Annotated in this window: 13 protein-coding genes; 3 read left to right on the top strand and 10 right to left on the bottom strand. The window is 68.5% G+C overall.

Going from position 1 to position 16,212, the window contains the following annotated elements; genetic code table 11:
• Positions 1-6: 6 nt before the first annotated feature.
• The 3 genes from ABZW32_RS15150 to arc form a co-directional block, all read right to left on the bottom strand.
• Positions 7-219, bottom strand: a complete 213-nt coding sequence (locus ABZW32_RS15150; protein ID WP_030016348.1) for a ubiquitin-like protein Pup — start codon at positions 217-219, stop codon at positions 7-9.
• Between the two features lie 184 nt (positions 220-403).
• A complete protein-coding gene (gene dop / locus ABZW32_RS15145) occupies positions 404-1,915 on the bottom strand; it encodes a depupylase/deamidase Dop (RefSeq protein WP_356215597.1) in 1,512 nt (503 codons plus the stop codon).
• A gap of 263 nt (positions 1,916-2,178) precedes the next feature.
• Positions 2,179-3,945 (bottom strand): proteasome ATPase, encoded by a 1,767-nt coding sequence (gene arc, locus ABZW32_RS15140; protein WP_030233602.1) that lies wholly within the window; start codon positions 3,943-3,945, stop codon positions 2,179-2,181.
• 264 nt (positions 3,946-4,209) lie between these two features.
• Between arc and ABZW32_RS15135 the strand changes: the two genes are divergently transcribed.
• The gene (locus ABZW32_RS15135; protein ID WP_356215595.1) at positions 4,210-4,530 is read left to right on the top strand and encodes a ferredoxin; all 321 of its coding nucleotides are present in this window, start codon (positions 4,210-4,212) and stop codon (positions 4,528-4,530) included.
• A gap of 4 nt (positions 4,531-4,534) precedes the next feature.
• Here the strand turns inward: ABZW32_RS15135 and ABZW32_RS15130 are convergent, their stop codons facing one another.
• From ABZW32_RS15130 to ABZW32_RS15120, 3 genes are all read right to left on the bottom strand, one after another.
• Positions 4,535-5,137: a hypothetical protein gene (locus ABZW32_RS15130; protein ID WP_356215593.1), complete on the bottom strand. Its 603-nt coding sequence runs from the start codon at positions 5,135-5,137 to the stop codon at positions 4,535-4,537.
• A gap of 182 nt (positions 5,138-5,319) precedes the next feature.
• Positions 5,320-6,216 carry a tRNA (adenine-N1)-methyltransferase gene (locus tag ABZW32_RS15125; protein ID WP_030233594.1) on the bottom strand — a complete coding sequence of 299 codons (897 nt, stop codon included), beginning with the start codon at positions 6,214-6,216 and terminating at the stop codon, positions 5,320-5,322.
• Between the two features lie 18 nt (positions 6,217-6,234).
• Positions 6,235-7,368 (bottom strand): site-2 protease family protein, encoded by a 1,134-nt coding sequence (locus ABZW32_RS15120; protein ID WP_356215725.1) that lies wholly within the window; start codon positions 7,366-7,368, stop codon positions 6,235-6,237.
• 224 nt (positions 7,369-7,592) lie between these two features.
• Here ABZW32_RS15120 and ABZW32_RS15115 point away from each other — a divergent pair, with 224 nt between their 5' ends.
• A complete protein-coding gene (locus ABZW32_RS15115; protein ID WP_356215591.1) occupies positions 7,593-8,468 on the top strand; it encodes a RecB family exonuclease in 876 nt (291 codons plus the stop codon).
• Positions 8,469-8,533: 65 nt separating this feature from the next.
• Positions 8,534-9,205 carry a response regulator transcription factor gene (locus tag ABZW32_RS15110; protein ID WP_030233586.1) on the top strand — a complete coding sequence of 224 codons (672 nt, stop codon included), beginning with the start codon at positions 8,534-8,536 and terminating at the stop codon, positions 9,203-9,205.
• Between the two features lie 69 nt (positions 9,206-9,274).
• Here the strand turns inward: ABZW32_RS15110 and ABZW32_RS15105 are convergent, their stop codons facing one another.
• The 4 genes from ABZW32_RS15105 to ABZW32_RS15090 form a co-directional block, all read right to left on the bottom strand.
• Entirely contained in the window at positions 9,275-10,858 is a 1,584-nt protein-coding gene (locus ABZW32_RS15105; protein ID WP_356215589.1) for an ABC transporter substrate-binding protein, read from the bottom strand.
• Between the two features lie 71 nt (positions 10,859-10,929).
• A complete protein-coding gene (locus ABZW32_RS15100; protein ID WP_356215587.1) occupies positions 10,930-12,534 on the bottom strand; it encodes an ABC transporter substrate-binding protein in 1,605 nt (534 codons plus the stop codon).
• 480 nt (positions 12,535-13,014) lie between these two features.
• Positions 13,015-13,716 (bottom strand): HAD family phosphatase, encoded by a 702-nt coding sequence (locus ABZW32_RS15095; RefSeq protein WP_356215585.1) that lies wholly within the window; start codon positions 13,714-13,716, stop codon positions 13,015-13,017.
• A 111-nt stretch (positions 13,717-13,827) separates the two neighbouring features.
• A partial coding sequence (locus tag ABZW32_RS15090; RefSeq protein WP_356215583.1) for a vitamin B12 dependent-methionine synthase activation domain-containing protein occupies positions 13,828-16,212 on the bottom strand: 2,385 nt, incomplete at its 5' end.

Here is a 16,212-nt window from a genome sequence, read left to right as displayed (position 1 = left end):
GCGACCTTACTGGCCACCCTTTTGCACGAATGACCTCACGAAATCCTCGGCGTTCTCTTCCAAGACGTCGTCAATTTCGTCGAGTACGGAGTCGACGTCGTCGGAGAGCTTTTCCTGCCGCTCCTTGAGGTCGGTCGATTCCTCGACCGCCGCCTCCTCGACCTCCTCGGTCGAGCGCGTCGCCTTCTGCTGTCCGCCGCCGGTGTCCTTGGTCGCCATGTCTACCTCACCCCGCTCGGTTCGCACGCCCACATGGAAAGACCCCGGGATTCGGGACCTCTCAAGATCAGACCCTACGTCGGACCCTACAAGGAGGGTCCGACATTCGTCCCCGCACTTTCATAACGTCCGGGTTTTCTCATGATTCCCGGAAGCGGGCCCTTTCAGGCCCCCATGGGCCGCCTCACTGCCCCGAGAGCACCCGTACCAGGTCCTCCGCCGTCCGGCAGCGGTCCAGCAGCTCCTTGACGTGGTTGCGGGTCCCCCGCAGCGGCTCCAGGGTCGGGACCCGCTGGAGCGAGTCGCGGCCCGGGAGGTCGAAGATCACCGAGTCCCAGGAGGCCGCCGCCACGTCGTCCGCGTACTGCTCCAGGCAGCGCCCGCGGAAGTACGCCCGGGTGTCCTCCGGGGGCTTGCTCTCGGCCCGCTCCACGGCCGGCTCCTCCAGGAGCCGCTTCATCTTCCCGCGGGCGACCAGCCGGTTGTACAGGCCCTTCTCGGGGCGGACGTCCGCGTACTGGAGGTCCACCAGGTGCAGCCGGGCCGCGTCCCAGCCCAGTCCGTCGCGCCTGCGGTAGCCCTCCAGGATCTCCCGCTTGGCGATCCAGTCGAGCTCTCCCGACAGGCTCATCGGGTCGGTCTCCAGCCGGCCGAGTACGTCCTCCCACCGAGTGAGGACATCCTTGGTCTGCTCGTCCGCGTCCGACCCGAAACGTTCGTCCACGTACTTCCTGGCCAGCTCGAAGTACTCCATCTGGAGTTGTACGGCGGTCAGGGTGCGCCCGCTGCGCAGGGTGATGAGGTGCCGGAGGTCCGGGTCGTGGGAGACCTGGTGCAGGGTGCGCACCGGCTGGTCCACGGCCAGGTCGACGTTGATGAACCCGTCCTCGATCATGGACAGGACCAGGGCGGTCGTGCCGAGCTTGAGGTAGGTGGAGATCTCCGAGAGGTTCGCGTCGCCGATGATCACGTGGAGCCGGCGGTACTTCTCGGCGTCGGAGTGGGGTTCGTCCCGGGTGTTGATGATGGGCCGCTTGAGGGTGGTCTCCAGCCCCACCTCGACCTCGAAGTAGTCCGCGCGCTGGCTGATCTGGAAGCCGTGCTCGCGGCCGTCCTGGCCGATGCCGATGCGGCCCGCGCCGGTGACGACCTGGCGGGAGACGAAGAAGGGCGTCAGGTGGCGCACGATCTCCGAGAAGGGGGTCTCCCGCTTCATCAGGTAGTTCTCGTGCGTGCCGTAGGAGGCGCCCTTGTTGTCGGTGTTGTTCTTGTAGAGGTGGATGGGCTGGGCGCCGGGCAGCTGGGCGGCCCGCTCGGCGGCCTCGGCCATGATCCGTTCGCCGGCCTTGTCCCAGAGGACGGCGTCGAGCGGATTGGTGACCTCCGGCGAGCTGTACTCGGGGTGCGCGTGGTCGACGTAGAGCCGTGCGCCGTTGGTGAGGATGACGTTGGCGAGGCCGATGTCCTCGTCGGTCAGCTGGCTGTTGTCGGCGGCCTCGCGGGCGAGGTCGAAGCCGCGGGCGTCCCGCAGCGGATTCTCCTCCTCGAAGTCCCAGCGGGCGCGTCGCGCCCGGTGCATCGCCGCCGCGTAGGCGTTGACGATCTGGGACGAGGTGAGCATGGCATTGGCGTTCGGGTGCCCCGGAACGGAGATCCCGTACTCCGTTTCGATCCCCATTACTCGCCGTACGGTCATGCGGCCCTCCTTGCCCGGCGGCGCTCCCGTTCGGGAGCGGCGCTCAAGTACCGCTTGTTCTCCGGTGGGTCATGTGCGGTGTCCGTCCCCGCACTGCGGAGGAGGCGGTACGGAAGAGCCTAGAACCACTCCGCGCTGGTGGGGAGATCATTTCAGTCATTGGCTTTGCCCTGTCACCGGCCGAAAAGGGCGGGCGGCAATGCCGGGGGTAAAGCAGTCGGCTGCGGGTGCCCGGTGAGGGCATCCGCAGCCGCCCCGCTCGGTCAGAGGTACTGGCCGGTATTCGCCACCGTGTCGATGGAGCGTCCGGTGTCCGCGCCCTGCTTTCCGGTGACGAGGGTGCGGATGAATACGATCCGCTCGCCCTTCTTTCCGGAGATACGGGCCCAGTCGTCCGGGTTGGTGGTGTTCGGCAGGTCCTCGTTCTCCTTGAACTCGTCCACGCAGGCCTGGAGGAGGTGGGAGACGCGCAGGCCCTTCTGGTTGTGCTCCAGGAAGGCCTTGATCGCCATTTTCTTCGCGCGGTCCACGATGTTCTGGATCATCGCGCCCGAGTTGAAGTCCTTGAAGTAAAGGACTTCCTTGTCGCCGTTGGCGTACGTGACCTCGAGGAAGCGGTTTTCCTCGGTTTCGGCGTACATCTGCTCGACGACGGTCTGGATCATGCTGTGGACGGTGCCGGCCGTGGAGCCCTGGTGTTCGGACAGGTCGTCCGTGTGCAGGGGCAGCGAGGCCTTGAGGTACTTGGCGAAGATGTCCTTCGCGGCCTCCGCGTCCGGGCGCTCGATCTTGATCTTCACGTCGAGGCGGCCGGGGCGCAGGATGGCCGGGTCGATCATGTCCTCGCGGTTGGAGGCGCCGATGACGATGACGTTCTCCAGGCCCTCCACGCCGTCGATCTCGGCGAGCAGCTGGGGGACGATGGTGTTCTCCACGTCCGAGCTGACGCCGGATCCGCGGGTGCGGAAGAGGGATTCCATCTCGTCGAAGAAGACGATGACGGGGGTGCCCTCGCTGGCCTTTTCACGGGCCCGCTGGAAGACGAGGCGGATGTGCCGCTCGGTCTCGCCGACGTACTTGTTGAGGAGTTCGGGGCCCTTGATGTTCAGGAAGTAGGACTTCCCGGCGGGCTGGCCGGTCACCTCGGCGACCTTCTTGGCAAGGGAGTTGGCGACGGCCTTGGCGATGAGCGTCTTGCCGCAGCCGGGGGGGCCGTACAGCAGGATGCCCTTCGGGGGCCGCAGTTCGTGCTCCTTGAAGAGGTCGGGGTAGAGGTAGGGGAGCTCGACGGCGTCGCGGATCAGCTCGATCTGGTCGCCCAGGCCGCCGATCTTGTCGTAGTCGATGTCCGGGACCTCTTCGAGGACGAGTTCTTCGACCTCGCTCTTGGGGACCACTTCGTAGACGTAGCCGGAGCGGGGCTCCAGGAGCAGGGCGTCGCCGGGGCGGATGGTGATGTCCAGGAGCGGCTCGGCGAGCCTCACCACCCTTTCCTCGTCGGTGTGCCCGACCACCAGGGCGCGCTCGCCGTCCTCCAGGATCTCCTTGAGGGTGACGATGTCGCCGGCGCGCTCGAACTCCATGGCCTCGACCACGTTGAGCGCTTCGTTGAGCATGACCTCCTGGCCGCGCCGGAGGTCTTCCGGGTCGACGCTGGGGCTGACGTTCACGCGGAGCTTGCGGCCCCCGGTGAAGATGTCGACGGTGCCGTCCTCGTTGGCCTGCAGGAAGACACCGAAGCCGGCCGGCGGCTGTGCGAGCCGGTCGACCTCTTCTTTGAGGGCCACGATCTGGTCGCGGGCCTCACGGAGGGTGTTCGCCAGTCGTTCGTTCTGCGCGGAGACGCCTGCCAGATTCGTCTGGAGCTCGACGATCCGCTCTTCGAGAATCCTCGTGTGACGCGGAGAGTCGGCGAGCTTGCGTCGCAGGACGGCGATTTCCTGCTCTAGATAGGCAACCTGGCCAGCGGGGTCCTCAGACCCTCGCCCGGGCCGGATGCCGCGGTTGATGTCGTCGTCGTGGGCTGCCACGGTCCTCACCTCCTCCAAGGGGAGCTGGACGCTTCCTGACCCTACCTGGGCTGGTGGTGATTGAAACCCCTAGATCACAAAGACGGTAGAGGTGTGTCCGATCTTCACCCTTGCGTACTCCCTCACGCCAGGGAAATACCCACCCTTCAACATCGGAAAGCAGCCGGTTGTAAGGTCGAACTGTTCAACACCCGTCAGGGCTCGCGCGACTTGTCGCGAGTTGTGTCCGGGACGGATCACTCAGGGCAGGAAACGGCGGGAGATATGAGCGTGCAGCAGGAGGCCCCGACGGGCGGTGCCGGCGAGGCCGGGGAGCCGCTGGAGGTCTGGATCGACCAGGACCTCTGTACCGGGGACGGCATCTGCGTGCAGTACGCGCCGGAGGTGTTCGAGCTGGACATCGATGGTCTGGCGTATGTGAAGAGCCCGGAGGACGAGCTCCTGCAGGACGTGGGGGCGACCACTCCGGTTCCGCTGACGCTGCTCCAGGACGTGGTCGACTCGGCGAAGGAATGTCCGGGTGACTGTATTCACGTAAGGCGCGTTTCGGACAGGGTCGAGGTATACGGCCCGGACGCGGAGTGACGCTTCAAACACGTGTGGCGGCCGAGTCCGTCAGCTCCTGGCGGAATTTCCCGCCGGTCCAGCGCCACTTGGCGAGCTGCTTCACGTCCGGGCTGTAGCGCGGTACCGAGGGCGAGGAGTAGCCGAGGAGGCGTGCGGTGACGGTCCTGTCGCTCACGGTGAGCTCGGTGGCGGTCTGCCGGCGGGCGGCGTCGAGGAGGGTGGCGACGACGCGGGGGGCGGCGCCCTGTTGCCCGCCGCGGGCGAGTACGTAGATCGCGTGGGGCGGGGTGCCGGAGCCGGCGTCGCAGCGTACGGCGGCGACCGTCTCGGGGTTGCCGTCGCCGTCGAGGTCGCCTTCGGCGGTGTCCGTGACGGCTTGTGGGGCCCCCTTGCAGTCGAGGGGGTACGTGACGGCGTGCGCGTCGGGGGCGGGTGCGGGGGCCGGCGGGCCGCTCGCCGCGGTGGGTCCGGGGGTGGCTCCGGTGGCCCGGTCCGGCTGGAGCAGTCCGGCGCCGGCTATGACGGCGGCCATGGCGCAGGCGGTGGCGACCCAGTGGACGGGTCGGGTGTGGTGGTGCGCCAGGACGTCCAGTGCCGGGTTCGGCGGGGTGGGGCTGTGCAGCACGCGGGGTGTCTCCTGTGCGAAGGGTGACGGGGAGCCAGCATCGTGCCATACCTCACACGGGGGTGGAACGGCCGGGTCCGGGCGGGTTTCCCCGGTGCAACGAAAAGGCGCTGTGGCGCAGTTCCCCGGGTTGGCCGGGGAACTGCGCCACAGCGCTTTCGTGTTGGGCGTGCGGGCGGGTCCTAGGCGGAGCGGTCGCTGCCGGGGCCGTCGTAGTCCTCGCCGTAGGCGCCCTTGGAGGGGCGGCGGCGGCGCATGGGGGGCTCGACGCCGTCCGCGAGGCGGCGGGCGGTGACGAGGAAGCCGGTGTGGCCGATCATCCGGTGGTCCGGGCGGACGGCGAGGCCCTCGACGTGCCAGTTGCGGATCATCGATTCCCAGGGCTGCGGTTCGGCGTAGCAGCCGAATTCGCGGATGGATTCGACGGTGCGCGAGAGCTGGGTGGTGGTGGCCACGTAGCAGCAGAGGATGCCGCCGGGGACGAGGGCCTTGGAGACGGCCTCCAGGCACTCCCAGGGGGCGAGCATGTCGAGGATCACGCGGTCGACGTCGGTGTCGGACAGGTTGTCCTGGAGGTCGCCGACGGTCAGCTGCCACGCGGGGTGGGGGCCGCCGAAGTAGCGTTCGACGTTGGCCGTGGCGATCTCGGCGAAGTCCGCGCGGCGCTCGTAGCTGTGGAGCATGCCCTGGTCGCCGATGGCGCGCAGCAGGAAGCTGCTCAGGGAGCCGGAGCCCACTCCTGCTTCCACGACGCGGGCGCCGGGGAAGATGTCGGCGAAGGCCAGGATCTGGCCCGCGTCCTTGGGGTAGACCACGGCGGCGCCGCGGGGCATGGACAGGACATAGTCGGGGAGCAGGGGGCGCAGCGCGAGGTACGCGACGTTGCCCGTGGTGCGGACAACACTGCCCTCGGGAGCACCGATCAGCTCGTCGTGCGGGAAGGAACCCTTGTGGGTGTGGAAATTCTTCCCGGCTTCGAGCGTGAACGTGTAGTGGCGGCCCTTGGGGTCGGTGAGCTGAACCTGGTCCCCGACCTCGAAGGGCCCGCGTCGGCGGGCGGCACCGGTCGGTTCGGACATGTGACCAGTGTATTGGCTTCAGGACTGGGGCCGCGCCATGGCCTTCACGAAGGCTTTTTCGACGTCGAGGGTGGACAGGACGCCGTAGATCTCGCCGGTGGTTTCGAGGACGAGGTATTCGCTGGCGGGGGTGGCGCGGAGGTGGTCGAGGAGTTCTTCGCCGGTGAGCTCGGCTGAAACCTTCATGCCGTCGGTGAGGTCCTGGGCGAGGGTGCTGACGGCGACCCAGGGGCGGCGGTGTTCGGGGACGGAGGCGATGGCGGTTTCGCGGACGATGGCGGTGGGGTCGCCGTGGCCGTCGACGACGACGAGGGCGCGGGCTCCGGCTTCGTTGGCGCGGCGGAGGGCTTCGGAGAGGGGGGTGGTGTTCTCGACGGGGATGGCGCGGCGGGTGAGGGCGCGGGCCTGGAGTTCGGGGAGGTGTTCGCGCAGGCGGGCGAGGCGGAGGCTGTTGCCGGCGCCGGTCCAGATGATGGCGGCGAGGATGGCGGCGAGGAGGGCGTCCATGACGGTGTCCATGCCGCCGATCTCCTGGGTGCGGTTGCCGAGGAGTCCGGTGTGGGTGAGGAGGGGGAGGCCGAGGAGGACGGTGACGGCGAGGCCGCGGCCGACCCAGGCGGCGGCGACGGTGCCGGTCATGGGTTTGCCGGTGATGCCCCAGATGACGGCGCGGAGCATGCGTCCTCCGTCGAGGGGGAGGCCGGGCAGGAGGTTGAAGGCGGCGACGAGGAGGTTGGAGATCATGAGGCCGGCGAGGAGGACGCCGGGGACGGTGGCGGGGTCGACGGCCTTCATGCCGAGGTAGAAGAGTCCGGCGAGGACGAGGGAGAGGAGGGGGCCGACGAAGGCGAGGACGAATTCGCGGCCGGGCGTCTCGGATTCCTTCTCGATCTCGGAGACTCCGCCGAAGAACTGGAGCTGGATGCGGCGCACGGGGAGTTTGAAGCGGAGTGCGGCGATGGTGTGCGCGAGTTCGTGGACGAGGACGGAGGCGTAGAAGGCGACGGCGAAGAAGAGGGAGACGAGGTAGCGGGCGGGGCCGAGGTCGGGCAGGACCTGGTCGAGCCGGTCGCCGAAGACCCAGGTGATGAGGGCGGCGACGAGGAACCAGCTGGGCGAGACGTAGACGGGTACGCCGAAGGGGCGGCCCATGAGGATCCCGCCGCCCGGGTCGGAGCGCTTGGCCGTGCGCTCGCCGGTTTCGTCGGTGTCTGCCACGGTTGTCCTTCGTTCGGTGCCGGTGGTTCCAGTGTGGTCCACGTCGGGTGTTCGCCGCTGGTGGGGTAGCGCGGTGTGATGCTCCGATCATGCAGTGCGAGGGCGCCGGAGTCGATGGTATGCGCGTGCTGTCGGCGGTGGGCCGTAGGGTTTCACGCATGACGACGATCCCCGGTGCCGATCCTTCCCCGGCTGCTGCCCGGCCCACCTCGCTGTCGCCTTCGCGGGCGGGTGATTTCATGCAGTGTCCGCTGCTGTACCGGTTCCGGGTGATCGACAAGCTGCCGGAGAAGCCGAGTGCGGCGGCGACGCGGGGGACGCTGGTGCACGCGGTGCTGGAGCGGCTCTTCGATCATCCGGCGGCGGAGCGGACGGCGCCGGTGGCGAAGGCGCTGGTCCCGGGGCAGTGGGACCGGTTGCTGGCGGCGAAGCCGGAGCTGGCGGAGCTGTTCCCCGAGGGGGACGAGGGGGCGGGGCTGGCGCGCTGGCTGACGGAGGCCGAGGCGCTGGTGGAGCGGTGGTTCACGCTGGAGGACCCGACGCGGCTGGAGCCGGTGGAGCGGGAGTTCTTCGTGGAGACGGAGCTGGAGTCGGGGCTGCGTCTGCGGGGGATCATCGACCGGGTGGACGTGGCGCCGTCGGGTGAGGTGCGGATCGTCGACTACAAGACGGGGAAGGCGCCGCGGCCTGAGTACGCCGAGGGTGCGCTGTTCCAGATGAAGTTCTACGCACTGGTGGTGTGGCGGTTGAAGCGGGTGGTGCCGCGGCGGCTGCAGCTGGTGTACCTGGGCAGTGGGGACGTGCTGACGTACGACCCGGTGGTGGCGGATCTGGAGCGGGTGGAGCGCAAGCTGCACGCGTTGTGGGAGGCCATTCGTGAGGCGACGGAGACGGGTGACTGGCGGCCGCGGCCGACGAAGCTGTGCGGCTGGTGTGATCATCAGGCGGTGTGTCCGGAGTTCGGGGGGACTCCCCCGGCGTATCCGCTGGTGATCACTCCGAGGCCGGGGGCGGACCGGCCGGCCGGTTCCTGATCGTCCGGTCAGGGCACAATGGGCGGGGTCCGCCGATGCCGTCCGACGAATTCGAGGTACACCCCGTGGCGATCCGCGTCCTGCTGGTCGACGACCAGCCACTGCTGCGCACCGGTTTCCGGATGATCCTGGAGGCCGAGCAGGACCTGGTGGTGGTGGGTGAGGCCGGGGACGGTCTGCAGGCGCTGGACCAGGTGCGGGCGCTGCAGCCCGATGTGGTGCTGATGGACATCCGGATGCCGCGGATGGACGGGGTGGAGGCGACGCGGCAGATCACGGGTCCGGAGCGGAACGGGCCGGCGAAGGTGCTGGTGCTGACGACGTTCGATCTGGACGAGTACGTGGTGGAGGCGCTGCGGGCGGGGGCGAGCGGCTTCCTGCTGAAGGACGCTCCGGCGAACGAGCTGGTGCAGGCGATCCGGGTGGTCGCGGGGGGTGAGGCGATGCTGGCGCCGAGCATCACGCGGCGGCTGCTGGACAAGTACGCGGGGCACCTGCCGTCGGGTGAGGAGAGCCTGCCGGACACGCTGGGGACGCTGACGGAGCGCGAGGTGGAGGTGCTCAAGCTGGTGGCCCGGGGGTTGTCGAACGCGGAGATCGCGGCGGACCTGTTCGTGAGCGAGACGACGGTCAAGACGCACGTGGGTCATGTGCTGACGAAGCTGGGGCTGCGGGACCGGGTGCAGGCGGCGGTGTACGCGTACGAGAGCGGGCTGGTGCGTCCGGGCGCCCAGTGAGCGGGGGAATGGCGGAAGGGCCGGCGGCCGCGTGAGCGGCTGCCGGCCCTTCGTCGTGCGCGGGGCGGGTCAGCCCTTGCTGATCTCCCAGAAGCGGAAGACCGTGGAGGCGTCCAGGGACCACTGGAGGCCGGTGACGTTCTGGCGGGTGACGGCGTACTGCTTGCCCTGCCAGAGCGGGATGAGCGGGAGTTCGTCGGCGACGATGTCCTGGAGACGGGTGTAATCCGTGTTGGCCGCGGTGCGGTCGGACTTGGTGTTGGTCGCCGGGATGAGCGTCCCGGTGATCTCCTTGTTGTCGTAGTTGTTGTGGAGGACGTTGTCCGGGCCGAAGAACGGCTGCGTGAAGTTGTCGGCGTCCGGGTAGTCGGGGACCCAGCCCTTGACGTAGACGCCGTACTTGCCGTCCTGGATGTCCTTCTCGTACTGCTCGTACTCGACGGACTTCATGTCGGCTTCGAAGAGGCCGCTGTCGTTGAGCTGCTTGGCGATGACCTGGAACTGCTGGTCGGTGGAGGGGCCGTAGCGGGACGGCGTGGAGTACAGGGTGAGCTTGATCTTGCCGGTGATGTTGGCGGCCTTCAGGACGGCCTTGGCCTTCTCGACCTGGGGGCTGCCGCCGTAGCGGTCGAAGAAGGGGGTGGTGTGTCCGGCGATGCCCGCGGGGACGATGGAGTAGAGCGGGGCTGCGGTGCCCGCGTACACGTCCTTGACGAGCGCTTCGCGGTCGATGAGGTAGGCGATGGCCTTGCGCACGGGGAGCTTGCCGACGACGGGGTCGTTGACGTTGAAGACCATGTGCTCGACTTCGGCGCCGGTGCCCTGGACGACGTCGACCTTGTTGTCGCCGGTCTTGACGGCGGCGAGGGCGGCGATGTCCTTGGCGGCGAGGCCGCGGAAGGCGAAGTCGACGTCGCCGCTCTCCAGGACCGTCTTGAGGCCGGCCTGGTCGCCGTTGAAGAACTTCAGCGTGACGCCGGTGTTCTTGGCCTTGGCCTTGCCGTTGTAGGACTCGTTGACGGAGAAGCTGGCGCTCTTCTCGTTGATGGAGTCCAGCTTGTAGACGCCGGAGCCGATGGCCTTGCCGTCGGTGCGGAGCTTGTTCGCCGGGTACTCGGCGTGGTCGACGATGGAGCCCGCGCCCGATGCGATCTTGCTGGGGAAGGTCGCGTCGGACGTCTTGAGGCGGAAGACGACGGTCTTCTCGTCGGGGGTGTCGATGCCGGCGATCGAGGACAGCATGATGGCCGGGCCGGCCTCGTCGTTGATCTTCAGCGTGCGCTCGAAGGAGAACTTGACGTCCTTCGAGGTGAGGCTGTGGCCGTTGCTGAACTTCAGGCCGGTGCGCAGGACGCACTTGAACTGCTTGCTGTCCGCGCCTTCGAAGGCGCAGGACTGGGCGGCGTCGGGCTCGGGGGTGGTGCCGCCCTTGGGGAAGCTGAGCAGCGACTGGAAGACGTTGTTGAAGAGCAGCCAGGAACCCGGGTCGTAGCCCGCCGCCGGGTCGGTCGACTTCACCTTGTCGGATATCCCCATGACCACGCCCTTGCCGCTGCCGGCGTTGGCGCCATCGGTCGAACCGCAACCGCTGAGCAGCGCGGCGGCGGTGGCCGCGCCGAGCGGGGCCGCCAACCACTGGTTACGTCTCTTCACGCGAATGTCCTTCACAGTCTTGTCTGGTCGTTGCGCCGGCCTGCGACGTCCGCCGCCGGTTGCTGCCGGTCTCAGCCGCTGACACCCCGGCCGAGTTCCCACAGCTGGAGGTCGGAGATGGCGTTGACCGACCACTCCACCCCGGTGATCCCGTCGCGTGCGGCGACGTACTGCTTGCCCTGCCACAGGGGCAGGACGGGTACGTCCTCGGCGACGATGTCCTGCATGTCCGCGATCGCGGGTGCGGCGGTGTTGCGGTCGGCCGCGCGCCGGGAGTCGGGGATGAGCCTGGTGCGCACCGTGCTGTTGGCGTACGGCGTGCCCAGGAAGTTGTCGGCCTCCAGGAAGGGGGCGAGGAAGTTGTCGGCGTCCGGGTAGTCGGGGAACCAGCCGAGCCCGTAGGCGGCGTAGTCGCCCTTCTTCTGCGCGGGCCGGAAGTCGGACCAGTCGTTGCCCTGGACGGTGATGTCGAACAGCTGGGTGGAGTTCAGCTGGGTCTTGAGGGCCTCGAACTCGGCGGCGGTGCCGTCGCCGTAGTGGTCCTTGGTGTAGTTCAGGGTGAGCTTGACGGGGGTCTTGATCCCGGCGTCCTTGAGCAGGCCCGCGGCCTTGGCGGTGTTGGCCTCGCCGTACTTGTTGAAGAACGAGTTGACGTGGCCGGTGACGGTGGTGGGGACCAGCGAGTACAGGGGCTGCGCGGCCTTGCCGTAGACCTTGGAGATGACGTTGTTGCGGTCGACGGCGGCGGCGAGGGCCTGGCGTACGGCCTTGTCCTTGACGACGGGGGCGTCGGTGTTGAAGCCGAGGTAGCGGATCTCCAGGCCGGGCATGGGGACGAGCTTGACGCCCTTGGGCGGCTTCGCGGAGAAGTCGGCGATCTGGGCGGGCGCCAGGGTGCGGGAGACCATGTGGACGGAGCCGTCGGCAAGGGCCTTGCCCATGGAGGCGGAGTCGGCGAAGGTGCGCAGTTCGACCTTGTCGTTCTGCAGCTTGATGTCGCCCTTGTAGTGCGGGTTCTTGGTGAAGACGGCCCGGACGAGGTGGTCGTCCTTGACCTCGGCCTTCATCGTGTAGGGGCCGGAGCCGTCGACGGTGAAGCCGGGGCGGAGCTTCTTGGCGTCGTAGTTCTTCTCGCTGACGATGCCGGCGGCGGGGGTGGAGAGCTTGTACGGGAAGGTCGCGTCGGCGGTCTTCAGGTGGAAGACGACGGTGTCGGCGCCCTTGACCTCGACGGTGTCGAGGGTGGAGAGGAGGGAGGAGGGGCCGTTCTCGGCCTTGATCGCGAGGACGCGGTCGATGGAGAACTTGACGTCCTTGGCGGTGAGCGGGTCGCCGTTCGCGAACTTCAGTTCGGGCCGCAGGACGCAGCGGTAGCTTTCGTTGCCCGTGTCGGTGAAGCGGCAGTCGGACGCGGCTTCGGGGACGGGCTGGCCGCCGCCTCGCGGGGTGTGCATCAGCGTCTGGACGGTCTGGCGCAGGACGTTCCACGCGCCGGCGTCGTAGGCGTAGGCGGGGTCGAAGGGGGCGGGGGCGTAGTCGGCGGCTTCGAACCGGTCGGTGGTTCCGACGACGATCGCTCCGGACGCTGCTCCTCCGCCACTCGCGCTGCCGCATGCGGACAGCGCGGGGGTGAGCAGGCCGATCGCGGCCGTCAGCACCATGGTCTTGCGGTTCATGCTGGAAGTACTCCCTCACCCGGCACTTGGTCAAAGCGGCGTAGAGGGCACTTCGCGGCGGTCGCCCGTTCAGGGCGGAACGATCGGGCCGGTGTTTGACGATCGGTCCACGCGGTACCGGCGCAGGGGTGTGCGGCCGGTGCGGCAGAGGTGCGTGCGGAGTGCCCGGATCGACATTAGTGGCCCGGGACGGGATGGCTTGAACCGGCAGGAGTTGGGGCGTAATCGCACCGTGATGGGAGCGGACTGACCGCTTATGCCGGAGTCTTCGCAGATGTGGTCAGGAGATGATCAATCCGGACACATGGGAAGGGCTCGGGGCACTCCGACGGGCCCCTCCGGGCCTCTCCGGGTGACCAAGGTCACCCGTTGCGACGCTCCTCGGCAGGATGGAATTTCGGCCTCCGGGGGTGGGGGCGGAAGATCCTCTCGTGGGACCTTCACCCCACCCCCGATCCGTTCGGTACGGAGCGTGCGCGCTCAGTTCAGCGGAGTGATGAGGGACCGCAGGAACGGCAGGTCGACCTCTTCGAGCGAGGCCACGACGGTGCGGCCCGGGGCCGGCTCGATCAGGCCGACGGAGGGCACGGCCACGACCCGGCAGCCGGCGGCCTCGGCGGCCGCGACCCCGGTGGCGGTGTCCTCGATGACCGCGCACCGCGACGGGTGCGCGCCCAGGGTGCTGGCGGCCAGCAGGTACGGGTCGGGGTGCGGCTTGGTGCGCGGCACCTCGTCCCCGGCGACCGTCATGGTGAACCGGTCGCGGCCGAGGGTGAGCAGCACCTGGTCGATGACCCGGCGGTGGGAGGCGGAGACCAGGGCGGTGGGCACGTTGTGCCGGGCCAGCTCGCTCAGCAGCCGCTCGGCACCGGGCATCAGCGGGACCCGGTCGGCGATGCGGGCCTCGAAGCGCTCGTTGAGCAGCACGCTCAGCTCGGCGAGGCCGATGGCGGCGCCGGTGGCCTCGATGAGGAAGGACGCGCTGCGGCTCATGGGGCCGCCGACGACGATGTCGCGCCAGGAGTCGTCGAGCCGGTGGCCGAGTTCCCGGAAGATCTCCGCCTCGATCTCCCACCAGAAGCCCTCGGTGTCCACGAGGGTGCCGTCCATGTCGAGGAGCACCGCCTGCAGGGCGTGCCCGTCAGCCGTACGGGCGACGGGAGCGGGAACGGTGCTGGTCATGCGTACGCCTCTCGTAGGGGACGACAAGGCCGGTCACCTCGCCGTGGGGGGCAACCCCTCGGTACCAGGTGACCGGCCTGTATGGGACCGACCAGTGTACGCCGGTCCGCGTCAGCGTGCGTTGAAATACTTCGCTTCGGGGTGGTGAATCACGATGGCGTCGGTGGACTGTTCGGGGTGGAGCTGGAACTCCTCCGAGAGGTGGACGCCGATCCGCTCCGGCTGGAGGAGGTCGGCGATCTTCGCCCGGTCCTCCAGGTCGGGGCAGGCGCCGTAGCCGAGGGAGAAGCGGGCCCCCCGGTACTTGAGGTCGAACATGTCCTCCACGGCGGCCGGGTCCTCGCCGCCGAAGCCGAGCTCGGCGCGGACGCGGGCGTGCCAGTACTCGGCCATGGCCTCGGCGAGCTGGACGGAGAGGCCGTGCAGTTCCAGGTACTCGCGGTAGGAGTCGGACTCGAACAGCTTGGCCGTGGCCTCGCCGATCTTCGAGCCGACGGTGACCACCTGGAGGCCGACCACGTCCGTCTCGCCGGACTCCTCGGCGCGGAAGAAGTCCGCGAGGCACAGGCGGCGGCCGCGGCGCTGGCGCGGGAAGGTGAAGCGGGTCCGCTCGTTGCCCTGCTCGTCCAGGATGATCAGGTCGTCGCCCTTGGACACGCAGGGGAAGTAGCCGTAGACCACGGCCGCTTCGAGGAGGTTCTCGGTGTGCAGCTTCTCCAGGAGGCCGCGCAGGCGCGGACGGCCCTCGCTCTCGACGAGCTCCTCGTACGTGGCTCCGCCCGCGCGGGCCTGCTTGAGGCCCCACTGGCCCTTGAACAGGGCGCCCTCGTCCAGCCAGGAGGCGTAGTCCTTGAGCGGGATGCCCTTGACCACGCGGGTGCCCCAGAAGGGAGGGGTCGGGACGGGGTTGTCGACGGACACGTCGGAACGGCCGCCCGGCTCCTGCGGCTCCTCCACCTGGAGCGCCGGGGTGTCCCGCTTGGCGACGCGGCGCTGCTTCAGTTCGGGCAGCGAGGCGCCGGGGACGCCGCGCTTGACGGCGATGAGGGCGTCCATGAGGCGCAGGCCTTCGAAGGCGTCGCGGGCGTAGCGGACTTCGCCTTCGTAGATTTCGTGGAGGTCTTGTTCGACGTAGGCGCGGGTGAGGGCGGCGCCGCCGAGGATGACCGGGTAGTCGGCTGCCAGCTTGCGCTGGTTGAGCTCTTCCAGGTTCTCCTTCATGATCACGGTGGACTTGACCAGGAGACCCGACATGCCGATGACGTCGGCCTTGTGTTCCTGGGCGGCTTCCAGGATCGCGGAGACCGGCTGCTTGATGCCGATGTTGACGACGTTGTAGCCGTTGTTGGTCAGAATGATGTCGACGAGGTTCTTGCCGATGTCGTGGACGTCCCCGCGGACCGTGGCCAGCACGATCGTGCCCTTGCCCTCGTCATCCGTCTTCTCCATGTGCGGCTCCAGATAGGCCACCGCCGTCTTCATCACCTCCGCCGACTGCAGCACGAACGGCAGCTGCATCTGGCCCGAGCCGAACAGCTCGCCGACGACCTTCATGCCCTCCAGGAGCGTGTCGTTGACGATGTCCAGAGCCGGACGCGAGACCAGGGCCTCGTCGAGGTCGGCCTCCAGGCCGTTCTTCTCACCGTCGATGATCCGCCGCTGGAGCCGCTCGTCCAGCGGCAGGGCCAGGAGCTCCTCGGCCCGGCCGGCCTTCAGCGACTTCGTGTTGACGCCCTCGAAGAGGGCCATCAGCTTCTGCAGCGGGTCGTAGTCCCCCTCACGCCGGTCGTAGATCAGGTCCAGGGCAGTGGTGACCTGCTCCTCGTCGAACCGGGCGATCGGCAGGATCTTCGACGCGTGCACGATCGCCGAGTCCAGACCCGCCTTGACACACTCGTCGAGGAAGACGGAGTTCAGCAGGACCCGGGCCGCCGGGTTCAGCCCGAAGGAGATGTTCGACAGGCCCAGAGTGGTCTGCACGTCCGGGTGGCGGCGCTTGAGCTCACGGATCGACTCGATCGTCGCGATCCCGTCCTTGCGGGACTCCTCCTGCCCCGTGCAGATCGTGAACGTGAGGGTGTCGATGAGGATGTCCGACTCCCGGATCCCCCAGTTGTCCGTCAGATCCGCGATCAGCCGCTGCGCGATGGCGACCTTGTGCTCGACGGTGCGGGCCTGGCCCTCCTCGTCGATCGTCAGGGCGATCAGCGCGGCGCCGTGCTCCCGCGCCAGAGCGGTGACCTTCGCGAAACGCGACTCGGGACCGTCACCGTCCTCGTAGTTCACCGAGTTGATGACCGCGCGCCCGCCGAGCTTCTCCAGACCCGCCTGGATGACGGGGACCTCGGTGGAGTCCAGCACCACCGGCAGCGTCGAGGCGGTCGCGAAACGCCCGGCGAGTTCCTGCATGTCCGCGACACCGTCACGGCCCACGTAGTCCACACACAGGTCGAGCATGTGCGCGCCCTCACGGATCTGGTCCCGGGCCATCTCCAC

It is taken from the genome of Streptomyces sp. NPDC004667 (assembly GCF_040609475.1).
Lineage (GTDB): Bacteria > Actinomycetota > Actinomycetes > Streptomycetales > Streptomycetaceae > Streptomyces.
This window is presented reverse-complemented; position numbering and strand designations above follow the sequence as displayed.

Coding starts and splice junctions, on each gene's coding strand:
- ABZW32_RS15150 (WP_030016348.1), bottom strand. CDS start 219: ATGGCGACCAAGGACACCGGCGGCGGACAGCAGAAGGCGACGCGCTCG.
- ABZW32_RS15095 (WP_356215585.1), bottom strand. CDS start 13,716: ATGACCAGCACCGTTCCCGCTCCCGTCGCCCGTACGGCTGACGGGCAC.
- dop (WP_356215597.1), bottom strand. CDS start 1,915: ATGACCGTACGGCGAGTAATGGGGATCGAAACGGAGTACGGGATCTCC.
- ABZW32_RS15135 (WP_356215595.1), top strand. CDS start 4,210: ATGAGCGTGCAGCAGGAGGCCCCGACGGGCGGTGCCGGCGAGGCCGGG.
- ABZW32_RS15125 (WP_030233594.1), bottom strand. CDS start 6,216: ATGTCCGAACCGACCGGTGCCGCCCGCCGACGCGGGCCCTTCGAGGTC.
- ABZW32_RS15120 (WP_356215725.1), bottom strand. CDS start 7,368: ATGGGCCGCCCCTTCGGCGTACCCGTCTACGTCTCGCCCAGCTGGTTC.
- ABZW32_RS15115 (WP_356215591.1), top strand. CDS start 7,593: ATGACGACGATCCCCGGTGCCGATCCTTCCCCGGCTGCTGCCCGGCCC.
- ABZW32_RS15100 (WP_356215587.1), bottom strand. CDS start 12,534: ATGAACCGCAAGACCATGGTGCTGACGGCCGCGATCGGCCTGCTCACC.